We start from the raw sequence: 16371 nt of genomic DNA on the forward strand, positions 1-16371 counted from the left end.
CCCCACTCAGCGGAACAAGACTCCTTCGCTAGACACACTTAGTTGCCAAGTCGTTAGCTTGAGCTCGTTAACACGGTGGACCCGGTTGGCGACTTTCTTGACAACGATTAATCGCAAACCGAAGTCCGCAGACACGGACGGGTTGTGGTTCTGCCGAAGGATGTGGGTAGCCTTGTCGCAAATGCCAGCGGTTAGTAACTTTCCGACGGCGGATGATACCGATTCCGTAGTCAGCAGCGCACCCTCTGAGCACTTCGCAGGTCAGACCCCGGTGCGCGACGCGGATGCGAGCCCGTTGGTTCGCATCCGCTCCCTGCTGCCCGGCCTCGCCCGTGCCGAACAGCGCGTGGCGCAGGTCGTCCTCGAGAACCCGGCCGCCGTATCCCGGCGCAGCATCACTGAGGTCGCGCTGGCCGCGAACACCTCCGAGACCACCGTTACGCGCTTCTGCAAGGCCGTCGGCGTCGGCGGCTACCCGCAGCTGCGCATCGCGCTCGCCGCGGACACCGCCCGCACCGAGGCGCGCTCCTCGCGCAACCTCGGCGGCGAGATCGGCCCTGGCGACGACCTGGCGTCCGTCATCGGCAAGGTCAGCTTCGCCGACGCGCGCGCCGTCGAGGAGACCGCCGACCAGCTCGACGTCGCCTCGCTGCAGAGCGTGATCGACCTCGTCGCCGAAGCCGGCCGGGTCGACGTGTACGGCGTGGGCGCAAGCGCTTTCGTCGCCGCTGACCTGCAGCAGAAGCTGCACCGGATCGGCCGCGTGAGCTTCTCCTGGTCGGACACGCACATCATGCTGACCTCGGCCGCCGTGCTGAAGCCGGGCGACGTCGCGATCGGCGTCTCGCACACCGGCGCGACCACGGACACCGTCGAGGCGCTGCGGGTCGCGCGCGAGCACGGCGCGGTGACCGTCGCGGTCACGAACTTCCCGCGCTCGCCGATCACCGAGGTCGCCGACCACGTGCTCACCACGGCGGCCCGCGAAACCACCTTCCGGTCCGGGGCGACAGCGAGCCGGATCGCCCAGCTGACCGTGATCGACTGCCTCTTCATCGGCGTCGCACAGCGCCACATGGAGGCGTCGGTCAACGCGTTGGACGCCACGAGGGACGCGGTCGGCTCGCACCGGCTCGGGGTCAGACCCGACGGTCGTCGTCGTCCGCGGGAAACCGGCAAATGAACCAAGAAGCGAGGATCTGATGTCCGTCCCCTGCCAGACGGTGCACGTCGATTCGCCCACCGAACAACGAAACCCGCGCACGGTGGACATCGATCTGATGTCCACCATGGGGATCCTCGGCGCGATCAACGCCGAGGACCGCCGGGTGCCGGACGCGGTGGCCGCGGTGCTGCCGCAGCTGGCCCGTGCGGTCGACTACGCCGTCGAGGCGCTGCGCGGCGGGGGGCGCGTGCATTACGTCGGCGCGGGCACCTCGGGCCGCCTGGCGACGCTGGACGCGGCCGAATTGGTGCCGACGTTCAACGTGCCCGGCGACTTGTTCATCGCGCACCACGCGGGCGGTGAGAAGGCGCTGCGGCAGGCCGTCGAGAACGCCGAGGACGACGCGGACGCCGGTGCGGCGGAAATCGCGCTCTCGGTGCGGCCCGGCGACTTCGTGCTCGGTCTCGCCGCCTCCGGGCGCACGCCGTACGTGCTCGGCGCGCTCGCCGAGGCCAGCCGGATCGGCGCGCACACCGGGCTCGTCTCGGCCAACCCGCGCGCCGCCCAACCGGCTGGCGTGGACGTGCTGATCGCCGTCGCCACCGGTCCCGAGGCCATCGCGGGCTCGACCCGGATGAAGGCGGGCACGGCACAGAAGCTGATCCTCACCGCGTTCTCCAGCGCGACGATGATCAAGCTGGGCAAGACCTACTCGAACCTGATGGTGAGCATGCGCGCGACGAACGCGAAGCTGCGCGGCCGCAACATCCGGATCTTGCAGGAAGCCACCGGCATGACCATGGCGGACTGCTCGGACGCGCTCACCGAGTCCAGCGGCGACCTCAAGGTGGCGCTCGTGCACCTGCTGTCCGGCAGCGACGTCACGCGTTCCGCCGAGGCGCTGACCGCGGCGGGCGGGCACGTGCGCAAAGCGCTCGACTCGCTGCACCTGCGCGCTGGCTGAGAGCTTTACTGGATTGTCCGTGAAGGGCTCCTTGAGGGAATCTGATTCCCTCAAGGAGCCCTTCACGGCTTTTCGGCAAGCGAGAGGACGGCGATGACGCAGCGGCTCACTCGCGGCGACCGGTGGTCGATCGGCGGCATGACAGCCGTGATCCTGCTGCTCAACCTCGTCGGCTGGGGTTTGCTCGCGCTGGTCGTCGCGCCGCGGCACTACGCGCTCGGCGCGGGCGGCACGTTCGGCATCGGCCTCGGCGTCACCGCGTTCACGCTCGGCATGCGGCACGCGTTCGACGCCGACCACATCGCCGCCATCGACAACACCACGCGCAAGCTGATGGCCGACGGGCAGCGTCCGCTCTCGGTCGGGTTCTGGTTCTCCCTCGGGCATTCGACGATCGTCTTCGCGCTGTGCCTGCTGCTGTCGATGGGCGTCCGCGCGATCGCCGGGCAGCTGGAGAACGACGGCTCCGCGCTGCACGAGACGACCGGCCTGATCGGCACGTCGGTGTCCGGGATCTTCCTGTACCTGATCGCGATCATGAACCTCGTCGTGCTCGTCGGGATCGCGCGCGTGTTCGCCCGGATGCGCCGCGGCGAACTGGACGAGGCCGAGCTGGAACGGCATCTCGACAACCGCGGCCTGATGAACCGGCTGCTGCGCGGGGCCACCAAAGCAGTGCGGAAGCCGTGGCACATCTATCCGGTGGGAGTCCTTTTCGGACTCGGTTTCGACACCGCGACGGAAATCGGATTGCTCGTGCTCGCGGCGGGCGCGGCCGCGTTTTCCTTGCCCTGGTACGCGATTCTCGTGCTGCCGATCCTGTTCGCCGCCGGGATGAGCCTGTTCGACGCCGCCGACGGCGTGCTGATGAACTACGCGTACGGCTGGGCGTTTTCCCGGCCGATCCGAAAGATTTATTACAACCTCACGGTCACCGCGCTTTCCGTAGCGGTCGCGCTCGGCATCGGGACCATCGAGCTGGTGACACTGCTCGCCGAGAAGCTCGACATCACCTCCGGCCCACTCGCCGCGATCGCCTCGGTGAACCTGGACTACGTGGGCTTCGCGATCGTCGGACTGTTCGTGATCACCTGGTTGGCCGCGTTCGCGATCTGGAAATTCGGGAGAATAGAGGAGAAGTGGGCCGCGCGGCTGGGAACCGCCGACTGACGCTGGAGGGGGCACCGTGAAAAGACAAGTGCTGGTACTGGCGAGAGCGCTGGCACTCGTGCTCCGCCGCCAGACCGACGTGCCACCGGACGGCGTCGCGATCCACTACAGCCGCGACCTCCGGCCGATGTTCTGGGTGATGCTTGCGGTGAACCCGGTCGACATCGTCCTGGTCGAGGTCGTGGTGAAGTCGGTGCCGGTGCGGATCGTATTGCTGGTGCTGGAAATCCTGGGTGCTCTCGCGTTTCTGGCACTCGTCGCGACCCTCTACAAATACCCGCACTCAGTCAGCCGGGAAGGGCTGCGGGTGCGGTATCTGTCCTTCTTCGACCACCGGATCCCGTTGGCCAGCATCGATTCCGTCCGGCAGGTGAGCCGTTCGCTGAAGACGCGGGGCGGCGTCAGCATGCCCGAAGACGGCGTGCTGGCAGTGGGAATCAACCAGTCGACCAATCTCTCAGTCGTCCTGCGCGAACCGCATAGGGTCGACCTCGGCCGCAAGGGCACCGGAGAAATCACTCAGCTCGACCTCTGGGCCGACGATCCGCGAGCCGCCGTCGCGGCGATCCGGGACCAGCTGCCCGCGAGTGTGTGAAGCTGCCGGAAGCGGCGGATCCCCTCGCCGCCCCCGGCAACACCCCCAGTGCGCCTCAGAACGCTCCGGCCGGCTGGCGGATCGCGGCGTTCAGCCGGTTCCACACGTTGATCGCGGCGATGGACAGCAGCAACGCCGACAGTTCCTTCTCGTCGTAGATGTCCGCGGCGGCGTCCCAGACCTTGTCCGGGATCGCGTCCGGCCGGTCGGCCAGCCGGGTCATGCACTCGGCCAGATCGAGCGCGGCGCGCTCGGCGTCGGTGAAATACGGCGATTCGCGCCACCCGCCGACGGCCCAGATCCGTTCGTCCTTCTCCCCGGCTTCTTTCATCTCCCGCGAGTGCAGGTCGACGCACGCGCTGCAGCCGTTGATCTGGCTGGCCCGCAGGTGGATCAGGTGGTGCGTGGTCGCGGGCACGGTGCTGTCGTTCGTGGCCTTGCTCAGCGCCATCAGGGCCTTCATCGCGTCCGGGTGCACCTTGATCGGGTGGGTCATCCGAGCCTGCATGGCGATCTCCTCCTGTCACGTCCGCCGCGTTCGGCGGGTCCTGGTGGTAGGACCCGGCCCAAGGAGAAGATGTGACAGTGCGGGACGAAAAACAGGACGAGAATTTCTGGGCGGCTCAGTTCGAGGAGCATCGGCCCAGGTTGCGGGCGGTGGCGTACCGGATGCTCGGTTCGTTCGCCGAGGCCGACGACGCGATCCAGGAGACCTGGCTGCGAGTGACCCGATCGTCCGGAGAGGACATTCGCAACACCGGCAGCTGGTTGACGACGATCGTGTCGCGGCAGTGCCTCAACATGCTGCGCTCGCGCGCGACCCGCCGCGAGGACCCGCTGGACATCCGGGTGCCGGACCCGGTCGTGGAGATCGGGGACGGCGTCGACCCGGCGGAGCAGGAGGTCCTCGCGGACTCGGTGGGCCTCGCGCTGCTGGTGGTGCTGGAGGCGCTCGATCCGGCGGAGCGGCTCGCCTTCGTCCTGCACGACATGTTCGCCGTCCCGTTCGACGAGATCGCCACGATGCTCGACAAGAACACCGCCGCGGTCCGGCAATTGGCGAGCCGGGCGCGCCGCCGCGTGCAGGGCGCGACGCCGGCCGGTCCGCCGAACCGTGCACAGCAGCGCAAGATCGCCGACGCCTGGCTTACCGCCGCCCGCGGCGGCAACTTCGAGGGGCTGGTCACCCTTCTGCACCCGGACGCTTTGCTGCGCGTCGACACCGGCGGCCCGGACTCGAAGGTCGTGCGCGGCGCGGCCGAGGTCGCGGGCAACGCGTCGCGGTTCCGGCCGACCGGCATGGTGTCGCAGTACGCGACCGTCAACGGCGGCCCCGGCATCGTCGCCCTGCGCGACGGGAAGCCGGTTTCGGTGCTGTCGTTCACCATGTCGGACGGGCTGATCGTGGAGATCAACATCCTCGCCGACGTCGAGCGGATCGCGGCGTTGGACTTCTGAGGTCAGCCGAGCCGGTCCAGGGCAGCTACCGCTTCGGCGGGCAGCCGCACCTGGCCGGCGGCGAGGTTTTCGGCGAGATGCGCCGGAGTCGCCGTGCCCGCGATCAGCAACGTGCCCGGGTAGCGCCGCAGCAGCCAGGCCAGCGCGACCTGCGCCGGGGTACAGCCGAGTTCAGTCGCGATACCGGTCACGACCGGATTGCCGCACACGTCCTGGCCCAGCTCGAAGGCGGAACCCAGCGGGAAGTACGGGACCCAGGCGATCCCTTGCTCCCGGCACAGCTCCAGCACCGGTTCGGTGGCGCGGGCGAGCACGTTGTAGGAGTTCTGCACGCAGACGATCCCGACCGGCAGCGCGTGCCGGAGCTGGTCGGCGGACACGTTGCTGAGCCCGAGCGAGCCGATCTTTCCGGCGTCGCGCAGGGAGATCAGTTCGGCTAGCTGGTCGTCGAGGTCGACGATCTGGTCGCCTTCGGCGATCAGGCCGGGTCCGGCGTCCGCGCGGCGCAGGTTGACCACGTCGAGCTGTTCGACGCCGAGCGAGGCGAGGTTGGCCTCGACCTGCGCCCGCAGCTGCTCCGGTTGTTGCGCGAGCCGGAGCCCTTGCGGTGCCTCCTCCGCACCGACCTTGGTCACCACGACCAGGTCGTCCGGATACGGCGAGAACGCTTCGCGGATCAGGTCGTTGCAGCGGCCGTCGCTGTAGAACTGGGCGGTGTCCAGGTGGTTCACGCCCGCGCTCGCTGCGGAGCGGAGCAGTTTTACCTGGTCAGCGCGGTCGGTGCCGGGGCGGCCGAGCTGCATCACGCCGTAGCCGATCCGCGCGACCTCGTGGCCGGCGAGCTTCGCGGTGCCGCCTGGAGCAGTGGTTGCCGTCATGAGGAAAGACTCCTGCCGTGGCATAGTGGAAGTTGATGCGGAGGCGCCTCCGTATTTCCACCGTAGCAGAAACGGAGGACCCTCCGCTTTGTCGAGCCCGAAGAAACCGCGCGCGGACGCTGAACGCAACCGTCTCCGCCTCCTGACTGCTGCCCGCAAGGCGTTCGGCGAAGGCGACGAGCCCGTCACGTTGGAGCACGTCGCGCGCGAAGCGGGTGTCGGCATCGGCACGCTCTACCGCCACTTCCCTACCCGCGAAGCGCTCGTCGAAGCGCTGTACCGGGACGAGCTGGCACAGGTCGTCGCGAGCGCGCCGAAACTGCTCGAGACCGAGAAGCCGCTTCGCGCGCTGCGTCGGTGGATGGACCGCTTCGCCGAGTACGCGAGCACGAAGCACGACATGGCCGACACGCTGCGCGCGATCATCGAGGCAGGCACGGTCGACATGACGCAGGTCCGCGCGGAGCTGACCGAGGCTGTCCAGCTGATCATGGAAGCGGGCGTGGAGGACGGCACGCTTCGGGAGGACGTTCGCGCGCAAGACGTTGTCGTAACGGTGGTCGGCGCGTGCAGCATGCGGACACTGCCGGGCGGCCCGGAGCAACTGGACCGGATGCTCGACCTGATCCTCGCCGGAGTCCGTCAGCCGCCGAGCTGATGCACGCGCAGCGCGAGCTGGATCTCCAGGGACCGTTCGGGTTCGCGCCAGTCCTCGCCCAGCAACGCGGCCAGGCGCTCCATCCGCTGCGCGACTGTATTGACGTGGACGTGCAGGGTTTCCTTTGCCCGCGCCAAATTCCCGCCTGCCGCGTAGTACGCGCGCAGCGTGCCGATGAGGTCGGTGCCGCGGCGGGCGTCGTAGTCGAGGACCGGGCCGAGCGTCGCCCGGACGTAACCGGACAGGTCGGAATGCCTGCCGAGCAGGACGCCGAGAAACCCGAGATCGGCCATCGCCGCGCCGTCGCCTTCGCGGCCAAGTGCTAGCAGCGTATTAACGCATCGAACAGCTTCAGTGTACGCCTGCGCCAACGCTTCCGGCCCGCTCGCCGGACCGGCCGCGCCGACGGTCACCGGACAGTCCACAACAGACTTCAACTCAGCCGCGATCCGCGCCGCCGCAGGCTGATCCGGTGCGAGCGCGACGACTTGCTCCGCGTGGACACCGACCAAATCGCCGTACCTCGCGCACGCAGCGGCAAGCCCACGCCGCGAAATTCCGGAGGCGTGCGCGACCAAAACCGCGTGCGGGGCCGACAAATCGACACCCAACCGACGTGCGCGAGCGACCAGCGCACCCGGGTTACGGGTCGGCGCGGTGAGCAGGTCAGTCAGCAACTCGCCGCGCACCTGGTCCTCGGCTTGCGCCACGGAACGACGCAGCAGCAACAACAACGCCGTGACGACCGCAGCCCGCTCAAAGAGCCGACGATCGTCCCCGGCCAGCTCTGGACGCCCGGAAAGCGTCAGGCTCCCGAGCAACTCACGGCCCGCCCGCACCGCGCATACCCAGGCGTCCTTTGTAGACACAGCGCGACCGTTGGCGTGCGACGAAGCCACTGCGGCAGCGTCGAAAGCCACCGCGGTACCGGCCAGCAGCCCGCCTTCTTCGTCGTGCACGGCGATCGAACCACGTAACACTCCGGCCACTTCCGCTGCCACTGCGGGCAAATCGGCACCGCCAAGCACGAGGTCCATCAACCGGTCGTGCGCATCGTCGGCCCGCCGCATCGTCGCGTTGGCCGCGTTCAGCTCCGCCGCCGCCGACCGCGTCTCTTCCAGCAAATGCGCGGTGTCCAACGCGATCGCAGCATGCGCGGCCAGCGACGAAAGGAGCGCGACTTCAGCCGTCGAGAACGCCCGCGACGACCGATCGGACGCGTACAGCACCCCCAAGACCTTGCCGCCGATCGCCAACGGCACGCCAAGAATCGCCTTCAAACCCTCCTCCCGGACGCCCGCGTCGATCGGGTTCGTGTGCCGGAACCGCTCGTCCTCGAAGTAGTCCGCGGTCGCGTATGGCCGCGCGGTCTGCGCTACGAGTCCGCCGAGACCCTCACCCATTCCAAGGACAATCTGTTGGAACAGTGCGGAAACCGACCCGTCCGTAACGCGGATGTAGGTCTCGCCGTTCGCCTCGTCGTTGAGGCTGAGGTACGAAACGTCGACGCCCAGCAGGGTCCGCGCGCGCCGGACGATCGACCGCAGCACCGCGTCCGGGTCGCGCAGCCGGGCGAGGTCGCTCGCGGTGTCGAACAACGCGGTCAGCTCGGCTTCCCGGCGCCGGTGCTCGCTGAGCGTCTCACGGATCCGCAACGCCAGCTCGGTCGCCGAACCGATCGCGGCGGACTGCTCCGCGGACAGCCCCCGGGCAGCGACGTGCGCCAGCTGCTCACTGCTCGCTCCGGCGGCGAGCAGTTCGAGCAGCCGGCGATACGCGTCGGCAGTGGGGTCCACACCCGTCATGCTGTCATTGAAGCCTGTCGCTCGGCCGCCGTCTCATGCAGCGACGCGCCGCGCGTCTCGCGGGCACAGAGCAGCGCGACCAGCGACAACAGGCACATCGCGACCACGTAGAGCGAGATCGGCACCGTGGAGTGATACGCCTCGAACAGCGCCACCGCGATCAATGGCGCGACCGCCCCGGCCGCGATGGACGAAAGCTGACCGCCGACCGAAAGCCCGGTGTAGCGAACCCGCGTCGGGAATTGTTCCGCGAAGAACGCCGCCTGCGGCCCATACATCGCACCGTGCACGACGAGCCCCACAACCGCCGCACCGATCACCGAACCAGTCGTACGAAGGTCAAGCAGCCAGAAGAAGCCGAACGACCACGCAGCCATCCCGACCACTCCGAACAGGTACACCGGCTTCCGGCCGATCTTGTCGGACAGCAAACCCCACAAGGGAATCGTCACGAAGTGGACGGCCGACGCGATCAGCACCGCGGTGAGACCAGTCGCCTTCGGCAGCCCGAGCCCGGTCGTCACGTACACGAGAATGAACGCGGTAATCACGTAGTAGGACACGTTTTCCGCGATACGCGCACCAAACGTCACTGCCAGCGCACGGAAATGCCCGCGGAACACGTCGACGATCGGTGCCTGCTCACGCTCGTCCGCGGCCGCCTTCGCCGCGATGAACACCGGGGATTCCGAAACCGCCAGCCGGATCCACAGGCCAAGCACGACCAGCACGCCGGACAGCAGGAACGGGACCCGCCAGCCCCAGGCCTGGAAAGTCGCGTCCGACTGCGCTGACGCCAGGATCGTGAGCACCGCCGTGGCCAGCAAGTTCCCCGCCGGGACGCCAGTCTGCGGCCAGGACGCCCAGAACCCGCGCCGCCGATCGTCGCCGTGCTCGGAAACCAGCAGCACCGCGCCGCCCCACTCGCCGCCGAGAGCGAAGCCCTGGATCAGCCGCAGGAGCGTCAGCAGAACCGGCGCGAGCACGCCGACCGCGCTGTAGGTGGGCAGCAGCCCCATCGCGAACGTCGAGCCGCCCATCATCAGCAGGCTCACGACCAGCAGCTTCTTGCGTCCGATCCGGTCGCCGAAGTGTCCGAACACGAGCCCGCCGATCGGCCGGGCGAGGAACCCGACCGCGTAGGTGAGCAATGCCAGCAAGGTGCCGGTGAGCGGGTCGGCGGTCGGGAAGAACAGCTTGTTGAAGACCAGCGCGGCGGCCGAGGTGTAGAGGAAGAAGTCGTACCACTCGATGGTGGTTCCGATCAGCCCGGCTCCGACGACGCGCAACAGCTTTTTGTCCATAGTGGACTCCACTCCGTTGTGGGGAAAGGGGATTCAGCCAGCGGTCCAGCCGCCGTCAACGGGAAGCGACGCACCGGTGATATGCCCGGCGGACTCGCCGCACAGCCACCCCACGAGATCGGCGACGTCCTCGGGTTCGATCAACCGCTTGATCGCGGCCCGGCGCAGCAAAACCTGTTCGAGCACTTCTTCCGGCGGCACCCCGTGCTCGGCCGCTTGCGCTTCGATTTGCCCGGTGACGAGCGGGGTGCGGACATAGCCAGGATTCACGCAATTGCTGGTCACGCCGTGTTCGGCGGCTTCGAGAGCGACCACTTTGGACAGTCCCTCGAGCGCGTGTTTCGCCGTGACGTAAGCGGCTTTGTACGGACTCGCCCGCACGCCGTGCACGCTGGACATGTTCACGATCCGTCCCCAGCCACGCGCGTACATCGCGGGCAGGCACTGGCGGATCAGCAAAAACGGCGCGGTCACCATCAACGACTGAATGAAAGTGAACCGCTCCGGCGGGAATTCCGGCAATGGCGCGACGTGCTGTACGCCCGCGTTGTTGACGAGCACATCGACGTCCGAGGGCAGGGTCGCCAGTGCCACCGGATCGGTCAGGTCCACCACGTGCGCCTGCCCGCCGACCTCGGCAGCCGCCGCCTCCGCCCCGGCGATGTCCACCACGTGCACCTTCGCCCCGGCCGCACCGAACGCCCGCACGCAGGCCAGCCCGATGCCGCTGCCGCCGCCGGTCACCAGCGCGGTGCGCCCGGCGAGGGAACTGTCACTGGTCATGGCCGGAAACAGTAAGTCGCTCCGACCAGGGCGACCATGGCTCAATCCACCACAGAACACCAAGGCTCTATGTGGTCAGCCCACGCTGTCGGGAAAAGTATCGCCAGCGGGGAAACTCAGTCCTCGTCCATCACGATCAGCTCGAACCCGTGGCCGTTGCAGGTGGGACACACCGCGCCGAACACGTCGCCACCGCCGTGGCAGTCCGGGCACAGGCCGTCGTGCCAGGTGGTCCCCGAGACGTCGCAATGCGGCCGCGGGTAATGGGTGTCCGGCAGGCAGCATTCCGCCCCGGTTTCGGCATGTCGCCGACGGCAGAGGTCGCGGCCCGCGGGCTTGATCATGCCCTCAGCATCGCACGACCCGGTCCGGATCAGCCAGCGGCCGAGGAGATGCTCCGCGCCTCGTTCGCGCCGGTTTCGAAAGCCTCGCAACAGAAGAGCAGCCACTCGCGCACGCCGTCCGGCGTTCCTTCGGCGAACCCCTGCGCCAGTTCGACATACCGCGGGACGCGCCGGAAATAGGCCACCTCCGGCACGGTCAACGCCTTCGGGTCAAGCCCGGTCGCGACCATCGACAGCCGCGCCGCCGCCCGGGCGACCACCCCGTCCGCCGAACCGAACGGGGCCAACGCCAGCAGCTCGCCGTGCACGACCGCGGTCAGCACCGGTCCGGGCACGGAAGTCGCCCCGGTGACGAGCTGAGCCAGCAACTCCAGCCGCTCGCCGCCGCGCTGCGGACGGCCGAGCTGATCCGGATCGGACACCACATCGGACGCGGCCAGCAAATGCAGCCGGGCCAACGTCTGCAACGGAGCCCGCCGCCAGGTCGGCAGCAAGGACTCCAGTTTTTCCGCCACCCGCAACGATCCGGCGAGCAGCGGATCAGTCACCGAACCGTCTTCCGGCAGCTCGGGATTGGCCCCGTCGATCCCCGCCGACGCCCGCGCGGCACGCACCGAAGCCTCAGCCGCGGTCTCCGCCCCGCCACGCAGGTTCGCGGGCAACCGGTGCACGGCGAAGACGGCATCCTGCGCGGCTTTGGCCGCCGCGGCAACGCCGTCCAGCTCCAGCAACGGCTTCAGCGGGTCACTCATGCGTCCAGCACCTGCCCCGCGCGCTCGACCACCGGAGGCAGCACCGACCACGGGAAGTTGATCCACCGGTCGGTCCGCTTCCACACGTACTCGCATTTCACCGTCGAAGCGGGCTTCTCGTAAACCACCGCACACCGCACGTCCGCGACGTGGTCGGCGCAGAAATCGCGGACCAGCTTGAGCGTCGCCCCGGTGTCCGCGACATCGTCGGCGACCAGCACCTTCTTGTGTGTGAGATCCACCACGTTCGGCACCGGCGGCAGCATGACCGGCAGGTCGAGCCGCTGGTCGACACCGGTGTAGAACTCGACGTTCATCACGTGCAGGTTCTTCACGTCGAGCGCGTATCCGAGCGCGCCGGCGACGAACAGCCCGCCGCGTGCGATGGAGAGGATGAGGTCGGGGACGAAGCCGTCCGCGGCCACCTCCTGAGCCAGTTCCCGGCTCGCCGAACCGAACAACTCCCAGGTGAGGTTTTCTCGCTCCTCGGTCATGCGCGCTCTCTTTCGCCGGGTGGTCCAGGGAGCATAAGCGGCCGTAAAGTGGACTGCCGAAATGATCGGGAAATGGCACTTCGACACTGCCACTTGCCGTCGTAGCGTGAGCCCGTGACCTGGAGCGAGCACCCCATTCTGTCCGGCCGCCACGTACGGCTCGAACCCCTCACGCCCGACCACGCGCCCGGCCTGTTCGAGGCGGGAGCCGACCCGGGCATCTGGGCCTGGCTGAGCGTCCGCCAGCCCGCCGACCTCGGCGAAGCCGAGACGATGGTGAAGAACGCGCTCGCCGATCCGGACCGCCGCCCGTGGGCGCAGATCGACGTCGCGTCCGGCCGCGTCGCGGGCACCACTTCCTATTACCAGGTAGTAGCGAAACACCGGATCCTCTCGATCGGGCACACCTGGATCGGCACGGATTTCCAGCGCACCGCGCTCAACACCGAGTCCAAATTCCTTCTGCTGCGCAACGCCTTCGAGGACTGGGGAGCGCAGCGCGTCGCGTGGGAAACCGACAACCGCAACCTCCGTTCGCAACGCGCCATCGAACGGCTCGGCGCGTTGCGCGAAGGGGTGTTGCGGGCGCACCGGATCCGTCCGGACGGCACGACCCGCGACACGGTGCTCTACTCGATGACGGACGCCGAGTGGCCGGGCGCCCGTGCCCGGCTGCTCGCCCGCCTCGGCTGAGCCTCGCCGCATTTCGCTTGGAGCTGTGCGCGCAACGTGGCTGCAACCTTGTCGTAGGCGGACTAACGTCGCTAGCGTTCCCTGAGCCGCGGGTTCGCACTACAGGAGGCTTTGCACCATGACCGAGCAGTCCCCAGCGTTGGACAACCTGCTCACGGAGAGCCGCACGTTTCCCCCCAGCGAAGAGTTCGCTGGTCAGGCGAACGCGAAGGCCGAGCTGTACGCGACGGCGGACGCTGACCGGGAGCAGTTCTGGGCCGGGCAGGCGGAGCGGCTGTCGTGGGACACCAAGTGGTCTCAGGTATTGGACTGGACCAATGCGCCGTTCGCGAAGTGGTTCGTGGGCGGGAAACTGAACGTCGCCTACAACTGTGTGGACCGGCACGTCGAGTCCGGTCACGGGGACCAGGTCGCGATCCACTGGGTCGGCGAGCCGGGCGACACGCGCGACATCACCTACGCGCAGCTGAAGGACGAGGTCTCGAAGGCCGCGAACGCGCTGTCCTCGCTGGGCGTCGTGGCCGGGGACGTCGTGGCGATCCAGCTGCAGATGGTGCCCGAGGCGATTTTCGCGATGCTGGCGTGCGCGCGGATCGGCGCCCTGCACAGCGTGGTGTTCGGCGGTTTCTCGCCGACGGCGCTGCGCGCGCGGGTGGACGACGCGGCGGCGAAGATCGTGATCACTTCGGACGGGCAGTACCGCCGCGGCAAGGCCGCGCCGATGAAGGCGAACGTCGACGAAGCCTTGCAGGGCGCGGAAACCGTGCAGAAGGTCATCGTCGTCAAGCGCACCGGCAGCGACCTCGAGGGCGAGACGCCGTGGACCGAGGGCCGCGACCTGTGGTGGCACGAACTGGTCGACGGACAGTCCACTGAGCACCAGCCGGAAGCGTTCGATTCCGAGCACCCGCTGTTCATCCTGTACACCTCGGGCACCACGGGTAAGCCGAAGGGCATTCTGCACACCTCCGGCGGCTACCTGACCCAGACCGCGTACACGCACAACGCGGTGTTCGACCACAAGCCGGGCGAAGACGTCTATTGGTGCACCGCCGACATCGGCTGGATCACCGGGCACTCCTACATCGTGTACGGGCCGCTGGCGAACCGCGTGACCCAGGTCGTCTACGAGGGCACGCCGAACACGCCGCACGAGGGCCGGCACTGGGAAATCATCCAGAAGTACAAGGTCTCGATCTACTACACCGCGCCGACGCTGATCCGCACCTTCATGAAGTGGGGCGAGGACATCCCGGCGAAGTACGACCTGTCCTCGCTGCGGGTGCTGGGAAGCGTGGGCGAGCCGATCAACCCCGAGGCCTGGATCTGGTACCGCGAAAAGATCGGCGCGAACAAGACGCCGGTCGTGGACACGTGGTGGCAGACCGAAACCGGCGCGATCATGATCTCGCCGCTGCCCGGCGTCACCTCCGCCAAACCGGGTTCGGCGCAGCGCGCGCTGCCGGGCATCTCGGCGAAGGTCGTGGACGACACCGGCACCGAGGTCCCGCACGGCGGCGGCGGATACCTGGTGCTGGACAAGCCGTGGCCGTCGATGCTGCGCGGCGTGTGGGGCGACGACGAGCGCTTCCGCGACACCTACTGGTCCCGCTTCTCCGAGCAGGGCTACTACTTCGCCGGCGACGGCGCGAAGTACGACGGCGACGGCGACATCTGGCTGCTCGGCCGCGTGGACGACGTGATGAACGTGTCCGGGCACCGGATCTCCACCACCGAGGTCGAGTCCGCGCTCGTGTCGCACCCGACGGTCGCCGAGGCCGCGGTCGTCGGCGCGACCGACCCGACGACGGGACAGGGCATCGTCGCGTTCGTGATCCTGCGCGGCAACGCGGTGGACGGCGGGGACGACGCGGTGCAGGAGCTGCGCAACCACGTCGCCAAGGAGATCGGGCCGATCGCGAAGCCGCGGCAGATCATGGTCGTGGCCGAGCTGCCGAAGACCCGCTCCGGCAAGATCATGCGCCGGCTGCTGCGCGACGTCGCGGAGAACCGGCAGATCGGCGACGTCACCACGCTCGCCGACTCGTCGGTCATGGCCCTCATCTCCTCCGGACTCAACTCCGGCAAGGAGGAGTAAGTTCTTCACCGTCAGGAAGGGACCCTCCCGGCTGGGAGGGTCCCTTCCTGCATTGATCCCCTGAAAGTGCGGGCATCGAACGCATGTTCTAAGATGCCCGCGTACCCAACCCAGATCCGGGCAAGGAGACGACACGAATGTCCGTGGAAGCCTTGACGCACGACGAGGACACTGCGGCCGAGACGGCAGCGGCGTCATCGCCGCAGGCCGCCGGCACCCCGGAGGCCCCGGAAGTCGCCGAGCCCGCTGCCGCTCCGGCGGCTTCGGACTCCGCTCCGGCGGACGCCTCGAAGCCGGCGGCTTCGGAGTCCGCTGAGGAGACCTCGGCCGTCGACTCGCCGAAGCCGAAGCGCGGCCGCCCGAAGGCCGCGGCGTCGACGGCGAAGAAGACCCGCACCGTGGAGCTGACGCTGACCGTCACCGGCACGGCGGACGGCGAGTGGCAGGCCGAGCTGAAGAACGGCGCCAAGTGGGTCGCGAAGGGCCTGGCAGTCCCGGCCGCGGCGGTTTCGCGTGCGGCCAAGGAGCTGCACGAAGAGCTGTCCGGTCCGATCGACGAGGTCATCAACGCCGCCCGCGAGGCGCAGGCCGCGAAGGTCGCGCAGCTGGAGGCCGAGCTCGAAGCCGCGAAGGCGGCGCTGGCCGAACTCGACAACTGAGCTAGACCCGGTTCGCCCGGGTCCGGCGTCCACTGTGGCGCCGGACCCGGGCGTTCGTCGTTTCAGCCCACAGGTGGCCGTCCTGGCAACGGGGCTTTGAACTCGATCCACCGGCTGTCCGTCAGCGCTTCGACGTGGTGCCGCACGCCGCGCGGATGCACCACGACGTCGCCCGGCCCGAGTTCGGCCCACACCCCGTCGACCGTGCCGCGCAGCCGCCCTTCCAGCACGTGCACGATGCTGTCGTGGTCGTGGCTGTGCTCGGCCGACGCGACGCCTGCCGGATAACAGATTTCGTACGCCAGACCGTGTTCCGCGCGCGCCCGTTCCCGGATCAGCCCGGTGCCGCCGCGCAACGGCTGTCCCTCCACCATGGACAACGTCCGCCACTCCTGCTCCATCCCGGCAGCCTATTCGCCTGGTCAGGCAAGGCACAATTCATTGAGGATTGCCTTTCTTAGAGCATGTCTCATTTGGTGAGTTTCTTGTAGCAGGTGATGGCGGCGCCGAGGGCGAGGAAGGCGAGGTAGTGGCTGGGTTTGCGTTCGTAG

At 68.3% G+C, this 16371-nt stretch carries 18 protein-coding genes; 9 read left to right on the forward strand and 9 right to left on the reverse strand.

The window, feature by feature from the left end:
- Positions 1 to 271 precede the first annotated feature (271 nt).
- The 4 genes from ACZ7SW_RS23775 (at position 272) to ACZ7SW_RS23790 (ending at position 3894) form a co-directional block, all read left to right on the forward strand.
- Positions 272 to 1183 (forward strand): MurR/RpiR family transcriptional regulator, encoded by a 912-nt coding sequence (locus ACZ7SW_RS23775; protein ID WP_470232589.1) that lies wholly within the window; start codon positions 272 to 274, stop codon positions 1181 to 1183.
- Positions 1184 to 1199: 16 nt separating this feature from the next.
- Positions 1200 to 2129, forward strand: coding sequence for an N-acetylmuramic acid 6-phosphate etherase (locus ACZ7SW_RS23780; RefSeq protein ID WP_470232621.1), 930 nt, complete (start codon positions 1200 to 1202; stop codon positions 2127 to 2129).
- A gap of 93 nt (positions 2130 to 2222) precedes the next feature.
- The gene (gene nicT, locus ACZ7SW_RS23785; RefSeq protein ID WP_470232590.1) at positions 2223 to 3299 is read left to right on the forward strand and encodes a Nickel transporter NicT; all 1077 of its coding nucleotides are present in this window, start codon (positions 2223 to 2225) and stop codon (positions 3297 to 3299) included.
- A 16-nt stretch (positions 3300 to 3315) separates the two neighbouring features.
- Positions 3316 to 3894, forward strand: a complete 579-nt coding sequence (locus ACZ7SW_RS23790; protein ID WP_470232591.1) for a hypothetical protein — start codon at positions 3316 to 3318, stop codon at positions 3892 to 3894.
- 55 nt (positions 3895 to 3949) lie between these two features.
- Here the strand turns inward: ACZ7SW_RS23790 and ACZ7SW_RS23795 are convergent, their stop codons facing one another.
- Positions 3950 to 4402 (reverse strand): carboxymuconolactone decarboxylase family protein, encoded by a 453-nt coding sequence (locus ACZ7SW_RS23795; protein WP_470232592.1) that lies wholly within the window; start codon positions 4400 to 4402, stop codon positions 3950 to 3952.
- Positions 4403 to 4473: 71 nt separating this feature from the next.
- Here ACZ7SW_RS23795 and ACZ7SW_RS23800 point away from each other — a divergent pair, with 71 nt between their 5' ends.
- Positions 4474 to 5352: a sigma-70 family RNA polymerase sigma factor gene (locus ACZ7SW_RS23800; RefSeq protein WP_470232593.1), complete on the forward strand. Its 879-nt coding sequence runs from the start codon at positions 4474 to 4476 to the stop codon at positions 5350 to 5352.
- A 2-nt stretch (positions 5353 to 5354) separates the two neighbouring features.
- Here ACZ7SW_RS23800 and ACZ7SW_RS23805 read toward each other — a convergent pair whose 3' ends face one another.
- Entirely contained in the window at positions 5355 to 6230 is an 876-nt protein-coding gene (locus ACZ7SW_RS23805; RefSeq protein WP_470232594.1) for an aldo/keto reductase, read from the reverse strand.
- An 88-nt stretch (positions 6231 to 6318) separates the two neighbouring features.
- Between ACZ7SW_RS23805 and ACZ7SW_RS23810 the strand changes: the two genes are divergently transcribed.
- Positions 6319 to 6888 carry a TetR/AcrR family transcriptional regulator gene (locus tag ACZ7SW_RS23810; RefSeq protein WP_470232595.1) on the forward strand — a complete coding sequence of 190 codons (570 nt, stop codon included), beginning with the start codon at positions 6319 to 6321 and terminating at the stop codon, positions 6886 to 6888.
- On the opposite strand, the gene ACZ7SW_RS23815 is transcribed toward ACZ7SW_RS23810, so the two are convergent.
- The 6 genes from ACZ7SW_RS23815 to ACZ7SW_RS23840 form a co-directional block, all read right to left on the reverse strand.
- A complete protein-coding gene (locus ACZ7SW_RS23815; protein ID WP_470232596.1) occupies positions 6873 to 8693 on the reverse strand; it encodes a helix-turn-helix domain-containing protein in 1821 nt (606 codons plus the stop codon). The two genes, ACZ7SW_RS23810 and ACZ7SW_RS23815, sit on opposite strands and share 16 nt — an antisense overlap.
- Entirely contained in the window at positions 8690 to 9997 is a 1308-nt protein-coding gene (locus ACZ7SW_RS23820) for an MFS transporter (protein ID WP_470232597.1), read from the reverse strand. The genes ACZ7SW_RS23815 and ACZ7SW_RS23820 overlap by 4 nt, the downstream gene beginning before the upstream one ends.
- Before the next feature lie 33 nt (positions 9998 to 10030).
- Positions 10031 to 10780 carry a 3-hydroxybutyrate dehydrogenase gene (locus tag ACZ7SW_RS23825; RefSeq protein WP_470232598.1) on the reverse strand — a complete coding sequence of 250 codons (750 nt, stop codon included), beginning with the start codon at positions 10778 to 10780 and terminating at the stop codon, positions 10031 to 10033.
- 116 nt (positions 10781 to 10896) lie between these two features.
- Positions 10897 to 11124 carry a hypothetical protein gene (locus tag ACZ7SW_RS23830; RefSeq protein WP_470232599.1) on the reverse strand — a complete coding sequence of 76 codons (228 nt, stop codon included), beginning with the start codon at positions 11122 to 11124 and terminating at the stop codon, positions 10897 to 10899.
- A gap of 29 nt (positions 11125 to 11153) precedes the next feature.
- Positions 11154 to 11876 (reverse strand): Fic family protein, encoded by a 723-nt coding sequence (locus tag ACZ7SW_RS23835; RefSeq protein WP_470232600.1) that lies wholly within the window; start codon positions 11874 to 11876, stop codon positions 11154 to 11156.
- Positions 11873 to 12370, reverse strand: a complete 498-nt coding sequence (locus ACZ7SW_RS23840) for a phosphoribosyltransferase (protein WP_470232601.1) — start codon at positions 12368 to 12370, stop codon at positions 11873 to 11875. Before ACZ7SW_RS23840 ends, ACZ7SW_RS23835 begins: the two co-directional genes overlap by 4 nt.
- Before the next feature lie 114 nt (positions 12371 to 12484).
- On the opposite strand from ACZ7SW_RS23840, the gene ACZ7SW_RS23845 reads away from it, so the two are divergent.
- The 3 genes from ACZ7SW_RS23845 to ACZ7SW_RS23855 all read left to right on the forward strand — a co-directional run bounded on the left by ACZ7SW_RS23845 (position 12485) and on the right by ACZ7SW_RS23855 (position 15820).
- Positions 12485 to 13063, forward strand: a complete 579-nt coding sequence (locus tag ACZ7SW_RS23845) for a GNAT family N-acetyltransferase (RefSeq protein WP_470232602.1) — start codon at positions 12485 to 12487, stop codon at positions 13061 to 13063.
- A gap of 118 nt (positions 13064 to 13181) precedes the next feature.
- Complete coding sequence (gene acs, locus ACZ7SW_RS23850; RefSeq protein WP_470232603.1) at positions 13182 to 15161, forward strand: acetate--CoA ligase; 1980 nt, start codon at positions 13182 to 13184, stop codon at positions 15159 to 15161.
- Between the two features lie 137 nt (positions 15162 to 15298).
- Positions 15299 to 15820, forward strand: a complete 522-nt coding sequence (locus ACZ7SW_RS23855) for a DUF6319 family protein (RefSeq protein WP_470232604.1) — start codon at positions 15299 to 15301, stop codon at positions 15818 to 15820.
- 62 nt (positions 15821 to 15882) lie between these two features.
- Here the strand turns inward: ACZ7SW_RS23855 and ACZ7SW_RS23860 are convergent, their stop codons facing one another.
- Complete coding sequence (locus ACZ7SW_RS23860) at positions 15883 to 16221, reverse strand: cupin domain-containing protein (RefSeq protein ID WP_470232605.1); 339 nt, start codon at positions 16219 to 16221, stop codon at positions 15883 to 15885.
- Positions 16222 to 16371: the final 150 nt, after the last annotated feature.

This window comes from Amycolatopsis sp. NPDC114484, assembly GCF_055633755.1.

Bases quoted from the DNA above. Each gene is read 5' to 3' on its own strand.
- ACZ7SW_RS23835 (WP_470232600.1), bottom strand. From the start codon at position 11,876: ATGAGTGACCCGCTGAAGCCGTTGCTGGAGCTGGACGGCGTTGCCGCG.
- acs (WP_470232603.1), top strand. From the start codon at position 13,182: ATGACCGAGCAGTCCCCAGCGTTGGACAACCTGCTCACGGAGAGCCGC.
- ACZ7SW_RS23795 (WP_470232592.1), bottom strand. From the start codon at position 4,402: ATGCAGGCTCGGATGACCCACCCGATCAAGGTGCACCCGGACGCGATG.
- ACZ7SW_RS23855 (WP_470232604.1), top strand. From the start codon at position 15,299: ATGTCCGTGGAAGCCTTGACGCACGACGAGGACACTGCGGCCGAGACG.
- ACZ7SW_RS23805 (WP_470232594.1), bottom strand. From the start codon at position 6,230: ATGACGGCAACCACTGCTCCAGGCGGCACCGCGAAGCTCGCCGGCCAC.
- ACZ7SW_RS23860 (WP_470232605.1), bottom strand. From the start codon at position 16,221: ATGGAGCAGGAGTGGCGGACGTTGTCCATGGTGGAGGGACAGCCGTTG.
- ACZ7SW_RS23840 (WP_470232601.1), bottom strand. From the start codon at position 12,370: ATGACCGAGGAGCGAGAAAACCTCACCTGGGAGTTGTTCGGTTCGGCG.
- nicT (WP_470232590.1), top strand. From the start codon at position 2,223: ATGACGCAGCGGCTCACTCGCGGCGACCGGTGGTCGATCGGCGGCATG.
- ACZ7SW_RS23815 (WP_470232596.1), bottom strand. From the start codon at position 8,693: ATGACGGGTGTGGACCCCACTGCCGACGCGTATCGCCGGCTGCTCGAA.
- ACZ7SW_RS23830 (WP_470232599.1), bottom strand. From the start codon at position 11,124: ATGATCAAGCCCGCGGGCCGCGACCTCTGCCGTCGGCGACATGCCGAA.
- ACZ7SW_RS23825 (WP_470232598.1), bottom strand. From the start codon at position 10,780: ATGACCAGTGACAGTTCCCTCGCCGGGCGCACCGCGCTGGTGACCGGC.
- ACZ7SW_RS23820 (WP_470232597.1), bottom strand. From the start codon at position 9,997: ATGGACAAAAAGCTGTTGCGCGTCGTCGGAGCCGGGCTGATCGGAACC.